General features: G+C 64.0%; 16 protein-coding genes and 1 pseudogene. 8 read left to right on the top strand and 9 right to left on the bottom strand.

The genetic code is table 11. From position 1 onward, the window contains the following. Positions 1-203 precede the first annotated feature (203 nt). Positions 204-1304 carry an ATP-binding protein gene (locus ACX5I6_RS21255; RefSeq protein ID WP_461841993.1) on the top strand — a complete coding sequence of 367 codons (1101 nt, stop codon included), beginning with the start codon at positions 204-206 and terminating at the stop codon, positions 1302-1304. 589 nt (positions 1305-1893) lie between these two features. Here the strand turns inward: ACX5I6_RS21255 and ACX5I6_RS21250 are convergent. The 5 genes from ACX5I6_RS21250 to ACX5I6_RS21230 all read right to left on the bottom strand — a co-directional run bounded on the left by ACX5I6_RS21250 (position 1894) and on the right by ACX5I6_RS21230 (position 5680). Continuing rightward, positions 1894-2028 carry a hypothetical protein gene (locus ACX5I6_RS21250; RefSeq protein WP_461841992.1) on the bottom strand — a complete coding sequence of 45 codons (135 nt, stop codon included), beginning with the start codon at positions 2026-2028 and terminating at the stop codon, positions 1894-1896. An 85-nt stretch (positions 2029-2113) separates the two neighbouring features. Then, the gene (locus ACX5I6_RS21245; protein WP_461841991.1) at positions 2114-2320 is read right to left on the bottom strand and encodes a hypothetical protein; all 207 of its coding nucleotides are present in this window, start codon (positions 2318-2320) and stop codon (positions 2114-2116) included. Between the two features lie 68 nt (positions 2321-2388). Continuing rightward, positions 2389-3621: a hypothetical protein gene (locus ACX5I6_RS21240; RefSeq protein ID WP_461841990.1), complete on the bottom strand. Its 1233-nt coding sequence runs from the start codon at positions 3619-3621 to the stop codon at positions 2389-2391. A gap of 29 nt (positions 3622-3650) precedes the next feature. After that, complete coding sequence (locus tag ACX5I6_RS21235; protein ID WP_461841989.1) at positions 3651-5288, bottom strand: relaxase/mobilization nuclease domain-containing protein; 1638 nt, start codon at positions 5286-5288, stop codon at positions 3651-3653. Positions 5289-5290: 2 nt separating this feature from the next. Further along, positions 5291-5680 carry a MobC family plasmid mobilization relaxosome protein gene (locus tag ACX5I6_RS21230; RefSeq protein WP_461841988.1) on the bottom strand — a complete coding sequence of 130 codons (390 nt, stop codon included), beginning with the start codon at positions 5678-5680 and terminating at the stop codon, positions 5291-5293. A gap of 251 nt (positions 5681-5931) precedes the next feature. On the opposite strand from ACX5I6_RS21230, the gene ACX5I6_RS21225 reads away from it, so the two are divergent. From ACX5I6_RS21225 to ACX5I6_RS21195, 7 genes are all read left to right on the top strand, one after another. Further along, positions 5932-6732: a hypothetical protein gene (locus ACX5I6_RS21225; RefSeq protein ID WP_461841987.1), complete on the top strand. Its 801-nt coding sequence runs from the start codon at positions 5932-5934 to the stop codon at positions 6730-6732. Positions 6733-6760: 28 nt separating this feature from the next. Then, positions 6761-7063, top strand: a complete 303-nt coding sequence (locus ACX5I6_RS21220; RefSeq protein ID WP_461841986.1) for a hypothetical protein — start codon at positions 6761-6763, stop codon at positions 7061-7063. 1217 nt (positions 7064-8280) lie between these two features. Then, positions 8281-8799 carry a hypothetical protein gene (locus ACX5I6_RS21215; protein WP_268159033.1) on the top strand — a complete coding sequence of 173 codons (519 nt, stop codon included), beginning with the start codon at positions 8281-8283 and terminating at the stop codon, positions 8797-8799. Between the two features lie 780 nt (positions 8800-9579). Continuing rightward, positions 9580-10683 carry a tyrosine-type recombinase/integrase gene (locus tag ACX5I6_RS21210; RefSeq protein ID WP_461841985.1) on the top strand — a complete coding sequence of 368 codons (1104 nt, stop codon included), beginning with the start codon at positions 9580-9582 and terminating at the stop codon, positions 10681-10683. A gap of 338 nt (positions 10684-11021) precedes the next feature. Then, on the top strand, positions 11022-11816 hold the full coding sequence (locus tag ACX5I6_RS21205; protein WP_461841984.1) for a hypothetical protein: 795 nt from the start codon (positions 11022-11024) through the stop codon (positions 11814-11816). A 23-nt stretch (positions 11817-11839) separates the two neighbouring features. Continuing rightward, complete coding sequence (locus tag ACX5I6_RS21200; protein ID WP_461841983.1) at positions 11840-13189, top strand: hypothetical protein; 1350 nt, start codon at positions 11840-11842, stop codon at positions 13187-13189. After that, on the top strand, positions 13186-13797 hold the full coding sequence (locus tag ACX5I6_RS21195; protein WP_461841982.1) for a DUF6262 family protein: 612 nt from the start codon (positions 13186-13188) through the stop codon (positions 13795-13797). Before ACX5I6_RS21200 ends, ACX5I6_RS21195 begins: the two co-directional genes overlap by 4 nt. Here ACX5I6_RS21195 and ACX5I6_RS21190 read toward each other — a convergent pair. The 4 genes and pseudogenes from ACX5I6_RS21190 to ACX5I6_RS21175 all read right to left on the bottom strand — a co-directional run bounded on the left by ACX5I6_RS21190 (position 13794) and on the right by ACX5I6_RS21175 (position 15076). Continuing rightward, positions 13794-14033, bottom strand: coding sequence for a helix-turn-helix domain-containing protein (locus tag ACX5I6_RS21190; protein WP_461841981.1), 240 nt, complete (start codon positions 14031-14033; stop codon positions 13794-13796). The two genes, ACX5I6_RS21195 and ACX5I6_RS21190, sit on opposite strands and share 4 nt — an antisense overlap. A 138-nt stretch (positions 14034-14171) precedes the next feature. Next, positions 14172-14342 (bottom strand): annotated as a pseudogene (locus tag ACX5I6_RS21185) (helix-turn-helix domain-containing protein); the annotation flags it as partial. A 2-nt stretch (positions 14343-14344) separates the two neighbouring features. Then, complete coding sequence (locus ACX5I6_RS21180) at positions 14345-14611, bottom strand: ParB family protein (RefSeq protein WP_461841980.1); 267 nt, start codon at positions 14609-14611, stop codon at positions 14345-14347. A gap of 15 nt (positions 14612-14626) precedes the next feature. Beyond that, entirely contained in the window at positions 14627-15076 is a 450-nt protein-coding gene (locus tag ACX5I6_RS21175) for an ATP-binding cassette domain-containing protein (protein ID WP_461841979.1), read from the bottom strand. Positions 15077-15087: the final 11 nt, after the last annotated feature.

The following is a 15087-nucleotide window of genomic DNA, read 5'->3' as shown; positions in this document are numbered from 1 at the left end:
GAAAGCAACCGGCCGGAACCGGGTAGAAATAACACCCTAAAACCGCGTGCGCACCGCGCCCCACGCACTCCCGCGGATTGCGGTGCCAACATCGCATTGTCGACCGTCCGGCGCTTCACCCGGGGAACGATGCTCACAAAACTCACAGGATTCATCGACGGCGCCTAACTCACAAAACTCACAGAAACTCATAGGATGGGTCTGTGATTGAAAATCCATTCAGACCCTCAGCAGGAGCGACTCCACCGGAGATCGTCGGCCGGGCAGGCCTCCTTGACGAATTCCAGTACGGCCTCCGGCTTGGCTCGGGCGCCCCGGGCCTGCTCACCATCTTCACCGGCGCCCGCGGGATCGGCAAGACGGTGATGCTCGGGGCAGCCCACGACGCCGCCCGCCAGGAAGGCTGGGCAGTCATCGCCGAGACCGCAACGGAAGGCTTCATGGGCCGCATCGGCGAGGCGATGCGCACTCTGACCGAGGAACTTGGCGGCGGTCCGCAGAACCGGCGCATCACCGCCATCGGCGCGGCAGGCTTCAGCATCACCACCCAGTTGGCACCCGAACGCCAGGTGGCATGGCGCAGGCTCGGCGAAGAACTTCTCCAACTCCTCAACGACAGAAACACCGGCCTGATCATCACCGTGGATGAGATTCACGCCGCGGACCGCAACGAACTGGCGCAGTTGGCGGCCAGCGTTCAACACTTCATTCAGGACCGGCTGCCGATCGGTTTGGTCTTCGCCGGACTGCCCGCCGCGGTATCGGACCTGCTCAACGAAGGCGTTGCGACGTTCCTGCGCCGGGCCGACAAAATCGACCTCCACGCAGCGGGCATCCGCGACGTCGAAAGATCCTTCACCTCCATTTTCGCCGCGGCCGGTTTCGACATACCGCCGCATCTCGTCCAGGAAGCAGCCGCCTCTACCGGCGGCTACCCCTTCCTGATCCAGCTCGTCGGCTACTTCCTCTGGCGCGAAGCCGAGAACAACAACGGCGCAGTGACCGCTGCCGAGGCGGACCGGGCAGTACAGGCCGCACACCGGCGCAACGCCCGAACCGTCATCGAAGCCGCCCTCTCAACCGCGTCCGGAAAGGACCTCGATTTCCTGCGCGCCATGGCCCAAGATGACGGACCGTCCATCGCTGGCGACATCGGACAGCGCCTCAAAGCGAAGACCAACCTCATTGCCAATTACCGCTCACGCCTGCTGGCCGCCGGCCTGGTCGAACCAGCCGGCCACGGCAAAATCGACTTCGCGATACCAGGCCTTCGCCAGTACCTGCGCAAGCTCAACGCCGACTAAACCACCCAACCGGAACAGTGCAGCCCCCGGGACCCAAGTCAGAACTCACCGGCCAGCACACGGGTTCAGCGCAGGAATGTCCAGGAACGCTGGGGCCAAGGCGAGTCGGAACCGGTCATACCGGCCACCCATGAGGCGTGTTCGCCGTGGTCCGAGGCGCGACGGGTCTGCCACGGCTTCCATATGTCCTCACGATGGGGCGCCGGGGCGCAAGCGGGTCGCTGGCGAAGAACCGGTACAAATGCGCGTACTCCCACCCAAAAGCTGCCTGGAGTAACCTGATGGCCGTCGCTCAGGGGCATGCTCCCCCGGAAAATAGAAGGGCCCGGGTTGAGACAGTCTTGAGCGAACATTGTGCCTAACAGGGGCTGCCGTGGTAACCGGTCCTAGCCTTGAACCAAGTTCCCGCCGATTGGGGGGGTGGGGTCTTGATGTGGGGAAGGGCCGGCGGCGGGGCCATCCATCAACTTCGGTGGGCCCCACCGCCGGCCCGCCACAGTGAATTCTTGGCTGGCCCCACTCTGCGCGCACAGCGGCCGAGGTCAGTCGGGCGGTGAAGTGAATCGTCGAGTATCCGCGTTGCAAACCGTCATGCCAACCATTGGGCCGAACCGATGGCCCGGAGCCCCGGCCTTAGGCGCAGGCCCGGCTCCAACTTGGCCCAACGGGCATGGACGCAGTCTCCAGCGTCGAAGGTGAGCACGTCGCGCGTCTCTGCTGTCACCGCCACAGGCTCCGGGCAGCCGTTTGCCCGGACACTTCCTGGACAAACGGCGTTCACATCGGCCCGCAGCTGCAACTGGGCTGGCTCACTCCGCGGGATTGCGTCGAAGAATCCGGAGCAGATCGCCGACCACCATCCGTAATTCCTCGAACCCGTGTTGATAGTACAGAGAGGTCATCTGGTTCAGCGGGGCATCGTCCAACTCCGCCAGCAACCTGATGGCCTCTTCGATGACCTCCTGATCGCTCTCGTAGATCTGTGGGCGTTTCGGGATATCGGGCTCTTCTGTCATGGGTTCCTCGCTTGCCGGGTGGGTTTCGGCGGAGCCGCCTGGGCCGCCCGTCATTGGCGGTGCCGCCGTCAGCGGCTGAGACCGTTTTTCGCCCGCTCCGTGCCGACGGCTGCACCTGTCCGGGTTTTGCGTGCCCTCGTTGCACCTTTGCCGATGGTGATGGCGGTGTCGGGGTGCGTCCCCTCACTCCGAACTGCGGTGAGCCGGCCGCGGATCTGCGCGTCGCTGGCCCCGGTGTCCTCCAGGGACTCGGCAAACTTTGCGTGGTGTTCGGCTGATCCGTAACCGGCGGACGACGTGCTTTCGGCTGCCCGGCCCTGGTCTGTAAGTCGATTGCTGTCGTTGCCGGTGACGCGGTTTTCGATGTGCCGGCCGACGCCGTCGAGGCGGGCGAAGAGTTCCTTTTCGGCCCGCTCATACCGCTGTTCCGAGGAAAGGAACTGAGTGCCTGTGAAGCCGCCCTCGGCAAGGAGTTTGGCTTCGTGCAGTTCCTTGGCTGCTTTCACGAACCGGGGATCTTTGAAGTGGGCGTCGCCTGCGCCGTTGAGGTTCGAAGTGGTTTCTTTGCGCAGCTGCTCGATGTCGGGCCCGTGGACGCCGTCCTTGCCGATGAGGAACAGTCGCTCTCTAATGTCGGTGTCTGCGGCCGCAGCGGCCTTGGGCGTTTTCGCGTTGTGGGACCGCTGCAAGGCTTGGGCCAGTTCGGGGTTTGCCAGGTACTCCACAGGCACGTTGTGGCGCTCCATAACAGGAGCCAGCTTCTCAGCCTGGGCTCGACGTTCTTCTGCCTGCGCAGCCGCGATCAGCTGCATAGCCTTCTCATGTTCGGCGGCGGCTTTCCGTGCTTCTTCCTGACTGCGTGCCAGCTCGTCACGCCGTGCCTTCTCGGTGGCGATGGTCGCGATTCCTGATTCAAGGTAGGCGGTGTCCGTGCCGACGTCGTATGTGTCGATGCCGTACCGGGCGAGGACTTCTTCACGGATTCGTGTAGAGACTTCAAGGGCGGTGGGATCGTGGTCTTTCCAGCCTTCAGCGACGGCGTACGCCGTTGCGATGTCGGCTGGCCGCGCATTGTCCCACCACTCGTCTTTCTGGACAGGTGCGAGGGCGGCACGGGCTGAGCCGCGTTCGGCTACGAGGCGCGCCTGGGTTTCGTGCGCCGCCTGGGCGTCGTGGTCTTCCTGCTGCAGCTGGGCTTCCTGCCGGCGGCGTGCCAGCGTCTCGGCGATCCGCGCGGCGACCATCAGGGATTGCCGCATGCTGTTGTCGAGAAAGTCGTCGATGCCGTCTGATTCACTCATGGTGTCCCCTTGCACTAGTGGTGTGATTCTTATCGGTCGAGTCCCGGCCCGGTGCCCCGGTTGGGTTGATAGGTCTTAGTTGGTGTGGCCGGGGTGGGAGTCGTGGGGACCACCGAACCGGGACGGATCGGGGCCATGCCGCGGCGGGCAATATCAACTGCCCTGGGCGGCACCGCGGCCGCCTCCCCCGGCTGGTGTTCTGCTCCTACGGGAACGGTCTTGGGCATGGTTGCGGTGAACGGGGCGAGCTGGTTCTCGACTACTGCCCGGATGCGTTGGGCTTCGCGGGTACGGCCGGACTGGGCGTGCATCTCGTACACGGCGAACGCGGTGTTGATCAGCTGCACCATGAGCGCCGTCTGAGCCGCTGTTTTGTTCTTGCTGGACGCTGCCATGAACAACATGGCGGTACCGGCAATGGAGGGAAGTGCCACGGGTTTGCCGTGCTGCCGGGGGTTGCGGAGCTGGGCTGTGCGGGACAGTTCAGCGGCCGTTGCGGCCAGCGGGCCAGGGGTTGGTTCGAGCCGGTAGGACCAGGCGGCGAAGGCACCGGAAACGTCGTGGGCTGCTTTGGCCCAGGTCGGGTGATCGTCCCGGGGGATGCTGCGGAGCTGGTCTGCCAGGGCGGTCACGTTGCGGGTGTAGTCGACCCACAGCTGCGGGTCCGGTGTAGTTCTTTCCGGGCCGTGGGTGTTGGCCTTGCGTTTGTTCCGTGCTGCGGCGTTCCATTCGGCCGCGGCCTCGGTCGCCGCTTGCGGGGTGTCCGCCCATTCCTGGCGCAGTTGTCCGAGGCGGAGGTCGGTGGCGAGGGTGCCGCCGCCGAACCAGATCGGCCGCTCCCCCGGTCGCGGGCGTTCGGCGACGGAGTAGCCAACGATGACGTCGGTGGTGTTCTTCGCGTAGCGGGGGCGGACCAGCAGACCGGTGTCTCTGGCGCGGCGGATGAACTCCGCTTCGCTGCCCGACGCGGTGGCGCTGGCCCGAACCTTCCGGGCCAGGGAGGCGCGGTACATTTCGCGGTCGTCCCGTGCGGCGGTGGCCTTCTCGGCCCGGTCATAACCGCGGGTCGCGTGGACGCTGGAGAGCTCTTCCAGGCCGTACTTGGTTTCCAGGGCGCGGCAGGTCTTTTGGGCTTTGGCGTAGTCGCCGTGGGTGGAGGCTTTGGTGCCGTCTTCACGGACCAGGGACACGGCGATGTGGATGTGGTGGTTGCCGTTCTCGCTCGTTCCGTGGTTGATCGCGACCCACCGGCACTGGGCCTTTCCACTGGCTTCGGTGAAGCCCATCGCGTCAACAAAGTCGTTCGCGATGTCACCCCACTGCTGGTCCGTCAGGGCGCCTTCCTCGGCGCGCAGACTCAGCGAGCAATGCCACACATCGGCCTGCTTGTGCCCGTTCGGAACCCGTTCCTTCGTCACCGGGTCCCAGCGGAAATCCTTCTGCAGCACCTCGACCCCGAACGCCTTCCGGGGCTGGTCCAGATGTTTCGCGATCGCCGCCGCATCATCCTTGTCCAGGACACCGTCGTCGTACCAAGCCATGATCGCCGCGTCCCCGGCGACGAGGTGCGGGTCGGTGTGCGCGTTCTTCGTCTTGTCCGTGTCCGTCGAGACCAGGTACACCATCAGGCCGGCCATCCTCGAGCCGCGGGTGATGTTCGGAATCATCCCTACATCAACCCCTCAATGGTGCGGTCGATCCGCATCGCCACTTCACGCACATACGCCAGAGCAGCCTTTGCATCCTGAGGGAACTCGTCGCCGGCGTTTGCGTGTCGGGCGATCTGGTTCACGTTGTTCGACACCCGGGCCAGCAGCGTGTGGATTGACATCAGTTCAGCAATAGCCGCCCGCCGCTCCGTCGGGGTCTCCGAGCCTTCCGACAACGCAGCGCTGACCAGCAGGTTCGGGACGGTGACTTTATGCCGGGCAGCCTTCGCGATCAGCGCTGCCTCTTCCTCCGCCGTCACCCACACATCGCGGCGCTTCTTCGTCCCCGCAGGGGAATTCGCCCGCCGCCGCCGGGAAAGCTGGGAGCGCGGCACATCCTTCTCAGACACGCACTCCCCCAATCCCTCGGTTCCCGCAGTCAAAAGCCCAGCGCAGCGACCCCGAAACCCGGGGACCCACAAGCCAGTGTGCCAAACGCCGACGCAGGAGACGTGCAGGACACGCCCGTTTACACCCGTGTAAACATATAGCTTGCTCTGCTCCAAAATGTCGCGGGGTCGGCGGCGTGTTGCGCCGTAATGGATGCAGCCTTCGGGCTAGGGTGGAGGTACGCCACGACACGCTTTCTCAGGGGGAGATAATGCGTCCAATCGAAACGTCCACCGACCGGCTGCGATCAGGCAGCCTGACCTACGAGCCCGAAGCCGCGGCCATCTGGGGCGGGAGAATTACGATCGACCTGCCGGTCGATCCGCCGGCCCCACGCCAGCATCTCCTCAAAGCAGCAACCGACCAGGTGTTGATCGGAAAACATCATGAGAGCGGCAACGAATGGGATGACGACTGGGCCGACGCCCCGGCCGTGACAATCCAGAGCTGCATCGACAAGGTCGCTAACGTGCACCTCAAGGACGCCACCGGATCAAGTGCCCACATTTGGCTCGGCGCCGAACGCCTAACAGCGTGGGTTATCCTGCCAACTCCCCTGCCCGAGCGTCCCGAAACCCAACAGCCCGGCCCCCTCTTCAAGGAGTACGCGCCGGAACCTGAGACCTATCTGCGCCACATCGAACCCAGGGCGCTGACGCCCGACCAAGAAGCCATTCTCCCGGCGGTCGTCGACTCAGTCCGCGACGTTCTCCCACCGGCACTCCAACCCCACCTCGACGACATCTCCCACCTGGTCGCCCAGGAGATCCCCGCCGCGGAAGACCTGCTGCGCGCCTACCAGCGCACCTCCATCCCGGAAGTCCTCGCCGAATACAACCGGGCAGGCACGCCCGAACCACTCGCGCCCCAAGACCAGCATGCGGTGAAAACCGCTCAGCTCTCCTTCCCACGCCACGCCACCGAAGCCCTCACGAGTGCCGCCCATGCCGTGGCGGCGACACCCTCAAAGACTGGCGCCGGCGTCTCCGCCGGCCCCGCCTTCGACCGCTGACCACCACCCGAAAAGGAACAGATCCAGCATGGCCGCTATCAACATCGAAGCCACCAAAAACCAAGCCCGCGCACTCCTGAACTCACGCATCAAGTCCGTGGAAGAACTCGTCCAGGCACGCCAGCGCGTCACCGACCTCAAAGAGCAGCTCACCGCCGCAGAACGCGACGACAAGCGCGCCTACGTCAAGGCAACCCGCGACGGCTGGAGCCCTGACGAACTGAAGAAACTCGGCCTCGAACCCGCCGCCGCAGGGCGCCGACGCAAAGCCCAGGCCAAGCCAGTAGAGAACCCCGGCACGTCAGACTCACACGGCTCACAGGCGAACTAGCCCCTCGCGCACATGGGCACGGCAAAAGCTAAAACCCTTCGGGCTTTTCCCGCACCCAAGTGCACGACGGGACCCACCTAACCGGCTGCACACAAACGCCAGGTCACCACACCCACGAACCTCGCCTCTGGTGGCCGGCGACTGTGCACAGCCTCGAAAGACGAAACGCACCAGCGGCAGCCTTCCCCATGGTCCAATCCCTCCGCTGCCGACGCACCAAAAGAGCGCTCGGGTTTTCTTCAGCAGGGACGACACAGGACTACGTCCCGGGTCATTCCTGGGCGCAATCGGAACCGCTCCCAGCGGGCTGGCTGCTAAGGCGCAGGGGGCTTCCCGGGCCGGTACAGGGCGGTGACAACCACAAGCTGCAGGGCGGCGCTCATCACCACCGCCTTCCGCAGGCCCGCGTGAACCAGCCGCAGCACTAGGGTTCACAACAAGGGCGACCTGACCGGAAACGAACAGAAGGCCGGCAACCCGTCAGGGATGCCGGCCTTCACCGTTCTCATCGTTCGCGGATCAGTCCTCCGCGGCAGCCTCCGTATCGGGAACCTGGCCGGAGGCGATGCGCTCCGCTGTCTTCTCATAGGCGGCATCAATGTACGCCGCCAGGTCATCCTCCCGGACCCGCCACACGCCGCGGTTATCTTGACTCTTCTCACGTGTAGGCATTGTTTGTTACAGGGACCCTGCGGCTCGTTCCTAACACTTTTTGGGTTGGGTGTGAGGCTAGCTTGTAAACGGTCCAGCTTGGTCACGACAAGCGTATCGCCGGCGTGCCGCCATCGCTCCACGGGGCCCAGGGCGCACCCGGATCGCTCCCGTCAGTCCGTGATCGACGAAGATCTGGTTCTCTTCAACACCAAGGGCAAGGAGAGCGTTTCGTTGGGCGGTCAGGTCCTAGTCGTTCGCGGAGACCCGGGCATAACCGATCTTCATTCCAGTCAAACAAGCATGGTTGCAGTAATCCCCCCATCACCGTGCATTTCATCGTCCGGGTCTTACGTACATTGCCCAGGCCAGCAACCGGCGCGGAACGCGGCGGCTGGCTTCCGCGGCACGATGATCGACCGGCTAACGGGCGGGTAGCGCAGTTCGTTCTCACAGCTTCCGCCCCGCGGATCGGCGGCAACGTGGCCACGTCTGCTGAGTAGGACATCGTTACTTGCGCGCGCGCCGACGTTGGCCCAGTGAGTGAACCTAAATACATTTGAGCCATGACATTGCCCTTTGTCGGAGATGACACAGTCCATCTCGATTCCGGTACCTCTATGTGGGTCCAGTTGACGCATTTCCTCATTGACCCGGCCCAGGACGACCAAGCCATTCTGGAGCGCTTAATCGAGAGCCCCGGCTACCAGCACGACTATGCTTCTCCATTTCCCTCGGCGGCGGAAGTCCGCCCATGGGGAATCCACGGGCGGTGGAGGATTGATGCCATCCACCCAGGTCTGTTCCAGGCATCGACGGCCGAAGCGGCGAAAGCCGAGATCGACGCCTGGGCAAAGGACCAAGACTGGACGGACCCGGGATACTCCCAACCCGCCGATGCCATTCAACGGCTGGAAACCATCTATTCAGTCTTGGGCTCAGGCACTGTACTGAAACTACGGAATCCCCCACCGGAAGCCGAACATGACTACGGCTTCGTCACCGGCAGCCTGGGTTTCTACGAGTACATCGTGATTGATCGGACTCTCCGCACGCTTCACGTCATAGTCGCTTCCGATGACTGAATTACACCACCCAGATGTCATCGATCGCTGAGCCGAACTTGGATTCGACGATGGCACGCAGCACGCTGAAGGATCCCTCAACGTGCATTCTGCGCCTGGGCTGTCGTGGGTCAGGTGGACGCAATGAGCCACCAACTTATTGCAGCCCGACTCGGCAGCGTGCGTCAGAAACTTTGGGGATTCAGGTTCGGAATCCGAGCATCCGGGTTAGGCTCACGGAATGAAGCTCCGGGGGCTACTTCTGATCGTGTTTGGGGTGCTGGCCGTTGTCTTGGCCCTGGTTGTATTTGTCCGCGGGGGTGTCAGCACCATCTGCCCCGCGGTCGGGTACGCCTACACGGGCGACGTGGAGTTGGTGTTTGCACACGAGCCGACGTCAGTCGCGGCATGTTTCGGTGAGGGCTGCACTCCGGCCTCCGTAACCAGGGACCCTGACGGCAGGTGGCTGGTGCCCCAGTCTGCGCCTTACCTGATACCGTCCGTCAGTGTCACCTCTGTCCTTGTGGACGCGGCGGGCTCTTCAGGTGTCCGTGTTGCGCGCGTGCTGCCGATAGAGTCAGAGCCGACCGGGGAGCACCCTGACGGTCCCGAATGCGGCGGGCCGGTGCGGTTCAAGCCAGTACCGGTGCCGCTCGGGTGAATAAAAATGGCCCCACCGTCGCCCGACCCACCATTCGCACGGCGTTCCACTCTTTGCATCCTGACTGTTTGGTGACAGTTAATCCTCTAGTTGGGTGTTGGCTGTTGTTTGCCTTGATTCGTCCTCGATAGCTTCCGATTGTGCGGATTTTTCAAGCGGTGGAAGTGACGGTCGAGAAGGACGAGATCGTTTGGGCTGTGGTGGATGACCGGTTCGTCCTGAGCGAGGAATGCCGGGGTTACGCGTTGTGGTTGGCGCACTCGGGCCGTGCCATCAATACCCAAAAGGCGTATCAGCTGAGGCTGGCGAGGTTTCTCTCTTGGTGCGCTGAAACGGGGACTCCGTGGGAAGGGCTTCGCTTCCACCAGCTCGCCGCATACAAGGCCAGTCTTGAAGGGTTGCGTGATAAGAGTGGGGACGGGTTGTCGGGGAAGACGGTCAATGCTCATGTGACGGCCGTGATGGTGTTCTTGCGATACGCCGTTGCCCGCGGCTTCGGGACTGACCAGCTGCGGGCGACGGTGGAGGGCGGCCGTCACGCCGTTGCTTCCCTTGGTCCTGAGGGGCAATGGAAGACGGCGCCAGCCAGGCTGGTGAAGGCCCGGGAGATCAAACGGCGGCCCGTGGTCCTGACCCCGTCACAGGTCAGCCGTGTCCTGGAGGCGGTCGAGAGGCCGCGGGACAGGCTCCTGGTGTTGCTGATGCTGCGTTGCGGGCTGCGGGCCGGCGAAGTATTAGGCCTGCGGCTGGAGGACATGCACATGCTGCCCGACTCCGGCCACCTGGGCTGCACGATTCCAGGGCCACACCTCCATGTTGAAAGGCGCTGCAACCCGAACGGGGCCTGGGCCAAGTCACCGTATGAGCGGAACGTCCCCGTGGCTGCCGATGTTTGCGAAGTCCACGCCGCCTACATGGCCCAAAGATACGCATCCCTGGGAGGCAATCAGCCGAACGCATTGTTCCTGTCCATGACGGCCAAGAACCCGGCCGCTCTGGGATACCCGGGGCTGCACCGCATGCTTGCGGTCGTTGGGAAGAGCACGGGGTTGCCGGTCCGGGAACATCAGTTCAGGCATACTGCAGCGACCGGCTGGGCACGAGCCAAGGTCGACCCCGACGTCATCATGGGACTGCTGGGCCACAGGTCGTTGGCGTCAACGTCGATCTATCTGCACCCCGCGCAGGAGGATCTCCGCAGCGCAGTGGAAGAAACACTGCCCGGCAAGGATGCAGCGCAGTGACAGCGTCCGCCGAATTCCTCCGCCGTGAATCGCCGGTCCCCGGGACCGGCTCCTATCTGGCCTTTCTGGAATCTATGCTCGAGCCCCGATGGCGGCCCGGCGAATGGGACCACAGGCTGTGGCTTTTCGCGGCAGACGCCGAAAATCCTTTGACTGGAATCTACCCCTGTCCGACGCCCGGGTGCCCCCGGGTTGCGACCGTCACTGGGCGCCTCTGCCGTTCCTGCACCGATGGAGAGCCGGATGCCGAACCGGTCCCCGCAAGGCGCTGGTCCCCGGAGCCCGACGCTCCGCGCTGCATCGTCGGCTCAGCCGGGCGCAGCTGCAAGGCCATGGGCATGATCAGGGGGCTCTGCCACTTGCACTACGGCCGCTGGCACCGCAGTTTCAACAACGGGCGTCCCCGGGTCAGCATTGAGGAGTTCGCCGCGACCGACACCATCATGTATCGGGCCGGCAAGCCCTGCGCGTCCCCGGGCTGCAGGGAAGAATCGAACCAGCGCGCGACGCGGCTCTGCCTCTGGCACCACAGCATGTACCGAAGACTCACCAAGCTCGGCGTCGACCTCGAGACCTTCACCGCGGTCGAACGCCCCCTTAACCGCCACTACCACCGCCATATCTTCTCCTTCATCGATCTGCCACCGATCCTTCGGACCGAACTGCTGCTCGTCCTCCAGGAACGAGACCGCAAGGCATTCCGGATCCTGCCGGTCATGATGCGCCGGATCGTCCGGACCGCCATGGAAACCCGTGCCCGGTCCATCCACCGGCTGCTGGATACAGAAGAGGCCCGGACTCGCCGCGATGCGAGCGTTATCGGGTTCCTCCGGCACGCCGGCCTGCTCACGGCCCGTTGGCGATACTGCCACTCCGGCCGGGACATGCGATCAGAGGACGTCTGGGATTCCGCCGTCATTGGTCTTCGCATAGACCGGACTACCGACACGCTTTGTTCCAAAGGCACTCTGGATTTCCGACCCATCGGTGTCGACTGGCTGCGCGAGGCCGCAAAGGACTACTCCCGGCACTTCGATCTCGCCGCCGACCAGGTCCGGGATGTCATCCGCACCATCCAAGTCGTTTCGGACGCCCTGGCACGCCGCCCCCACGGAACCCGGCCGAGCTCCTGACCCGAACAGACGCGAACGCAGTCGTGGACGCCTACCGCCACCTCACCGACACCGACGGCGAACCCCGCACGGACTCCGTGAAATACGCCTACTTCAAGCTCTTCCAGCGGATCCTCCGCAATGGCGGGGACCTTGAAAGCCTGGCCCGGGTCAGCCCCAAGTTCATGTTCATCACGGCCGATTCCCTCCCAACCTCGGCGCGCGCCAGGAACCCCGGAAAGGCAATCCCGGAACACATCATCAGGATTCTCGATGCGAACCTGGTACTGCTCGCCGTGGACGAGGCTTTCGCCAATCCGGTCGGTCGTACTAGGGCCCTCCACAACCTGATGCTTCAGACCATTTACCAGTTGCTGCGGGACCTCGGCCGGCGGCCCACGGAAATCTACTCCCTGCCCCGCGACACCCTCCGGGAAACCGGCGACGGCCAGCCTTACATCATCTACAACAGCCACAAAACCGGCGAGTACGGGCTGGAACTTCCCATCCACCGCTCCACCGCCCGCGTCATCCAGACCTGGCAGGACGCGCTTGGCACCGTCGAGGGCATCCACCCCGACGCCGCCGGCTACCTGTTTCCCTCGCCACGGCCCTACGGCCCCCAGTCACGGACCCACATCACACCCACTGGCTTTCACACCAACTACTGGCGCTGGATCGACCGGATCCGGAAGCTGCCAGACGTCCGCGACGACCCCGCGAAACCCGCCGACTTCCTCAGCAGGTCCCGGATGGGGCTCTATAACTGGCGCCATACCTACGCCCAACGGCTCAGCGACAACAGCACGCCGCCGGATGTCATTCAGGAGCTGATGAATCACAAGAGCTTCACGACTTCCACCGGATACATCAAAATCACTAGGGAACGACAGCGTCAGGCCATCGAGATCGTCAACAGCACCACGATCGACCGCCGGGGGCTGCTCCACGGACCCAAAGACTATGCAGCCTATGTCCGGGAATCCGTAGCGACGCCACTGGGCCTCTGCACCGAGCCCAGCAACGTCAAAGCAGCCGGACAATCCTGCCCCGTCCGCAACAAATGCGGCGGATGCCAGTACTACCGGGCCAACCTCTCCCATCTACCCCAGATCGACGCCCACATCGTCGCCCTCACAGCAGATCTGGCAGCGGCCGGCGACATCGCCGAACCATGGATCCACCAGTCACTCAAGGAAGAGATCAGCTCCTACAAACGAATGCGCACCGCGCTGCTGAAAGAAAAATCCAGGCTGACCCCCGAGGACAAGGCCGCCATCGATGACGCCGTCACGCTCCTGCAGCAAATCCCTCCCGCAGCGCCTCACCTTGAAGCCGCCGGAGAACGCCGGATGTTGCCACTGACACCCGTCCGAACCACGGACCGCACGTGAGCGAAAAACGACAGGCAGCCATCGCCGCGCTTATCACGGCCAAGAAGAAGGAAAGCAAAACCAAACAAGCCCTCGTCCGGAGAGCAATAACCCGGCACATCAACGGCCCCGAGCTGCTCACCGTCTCCTCAGTCGCACGGGCAGCCGGCGTCAGCCGCTGGCTGATCTATAACACCCCGGAACTGAAAACCGCGGTCACCCGCGCAGCGGCGCAGCAGCGCGCGACCTGGGCACAGGGCCATGAACAGGCCGGGATGACACCCAAAGGCGCCGTGACCGAACTCCTGCGGCTCCAGGAACGACTCGCCACCGTCACCCGCCAACGCGATCACTACAAACGCGCAGTGAACACCAACCTCGCCGAAGCCCTGGCCGGAAGAACCCCGGAACAGATGGCCAGCTACATCAGCGAACTGGAAACCCAACTCAGCACAGAACGCAAAAGCACTGAACAGGTCCGCACCGCCAACTCGCTACTCGAGGCCCAGGTCGAAGACCTAAACGACCAGCTGCGCGCCGCGCAATCCATCAACAGGACCATGATGAAACAACGTAACGACACGGCGCCCGTCACGAAGCTCGAGGCCCGAATGCCTGAAAAGCGCTAGACACCGTCCGACACGGGCCGGCCCTCAGCAGACTGCGCACGGACATACTCGGCGGTCTTCTCATAACCCCGGGAAATGTATTCCTCTAAAAGGCGCGACTCAACCCGCCACTGCCCCCGGCCCCCAACCTGAATCGCAGGCAACTCGCCTGACCGGACCAGGGCATACGCCTGGGCTGAGGAGATATTCAGAATCTCCGAAACATCAGCCAACGCCAGAAACCGCTTCTCAGCCACAGCACATCACGCCCCAAAGACTACCCAACCGGGGCCTACGATCCTCACGAACCGCACAGAAATCAATCACCGGAATCAGGCCCTCTGGCCGTGAGCTCCGGGCAGAAATGGCATCGACCCACGTGACTGAGCAAGATAACCCCGGCCGCCAAACTGCGCCGCCCTCAACTCTCCACTCCGAACCAGCGCGTAGACCAACGGCTTACCAAGATTCAGGACCTCCTCAACCTGGTCCAGGGTCAACATCCGCGGGAACGGGCTAGCCACCGGGCCGCCGCTCCTGCTTACATCCTCGGTCCTCTTAGCCACGCTTACGCATCCTCGTTTCGGTGCCGCATCTCATCCATCGTCCGCTGCCCGCGCCGCAGCTCGCCGGCCGGCACGGGAGGCCACGGCTTACCGCCGTTGTACTTGCGCTGCAGACGTTTCACTTCACGCATCGTCGCCCGGACGATCAGGTCCGACACACTGGCGTCGCCTTCCTGCATGCCGGCCGCCTTGAACGCCGCCCGGACCTGCCCGGCCTGGTCCTCGGTGTAGTACGGCGTGAACGCCGGAACCCGCTTCGGCTTCGCCATCAGCAACGTCCCTGGTTAGACGGCACGCAACGCACGCGGCCACGGGTGCAGGCTATCCAGGTAGCCCTTTCCGCGCGTCATCGAGCCGTCCTCGTTGAAGCGGATATCGGAGTGCTGGTGGCTGCCGCCGGCGTGGGCGATAGCGGCCAGGACCAGGTCCAGGTTCTCCCTGTCCAGTCCTGACACGAGGTCACCCAGAACCACGGGAACATCCTCGGCAAGGGACGCGGCCAGCATGAGGAAGCGGCGTTCCCCGCCAGAGAGTGCGCCGGCCTCGTCGGGGATGGACGCGAAGTCGATCCACGCGTTCTCCTGGTACCCCTCCTCGGAAGTGCGGGCTGCATGGACCCAAGGATTGCCCGGCGCTGCGAAGCGGCCGCCGAACGCCTTCAGCAGCAGCTCCGTTGCCGCCTCGGTGGTGTACATGCCGCGCGCCCAGGCACGGAGGTCATCTGCATGCGTCATCGTCGTCTGTC

The organism is Arthrobacter sp. MMS24-T111 (assembly GCF_054888995.1).
The sequence above is the reverse complement of the archived record's forward strand: the minus strand, read 5'-3'. Positions and strand labels throughout refer to the sequence as shown.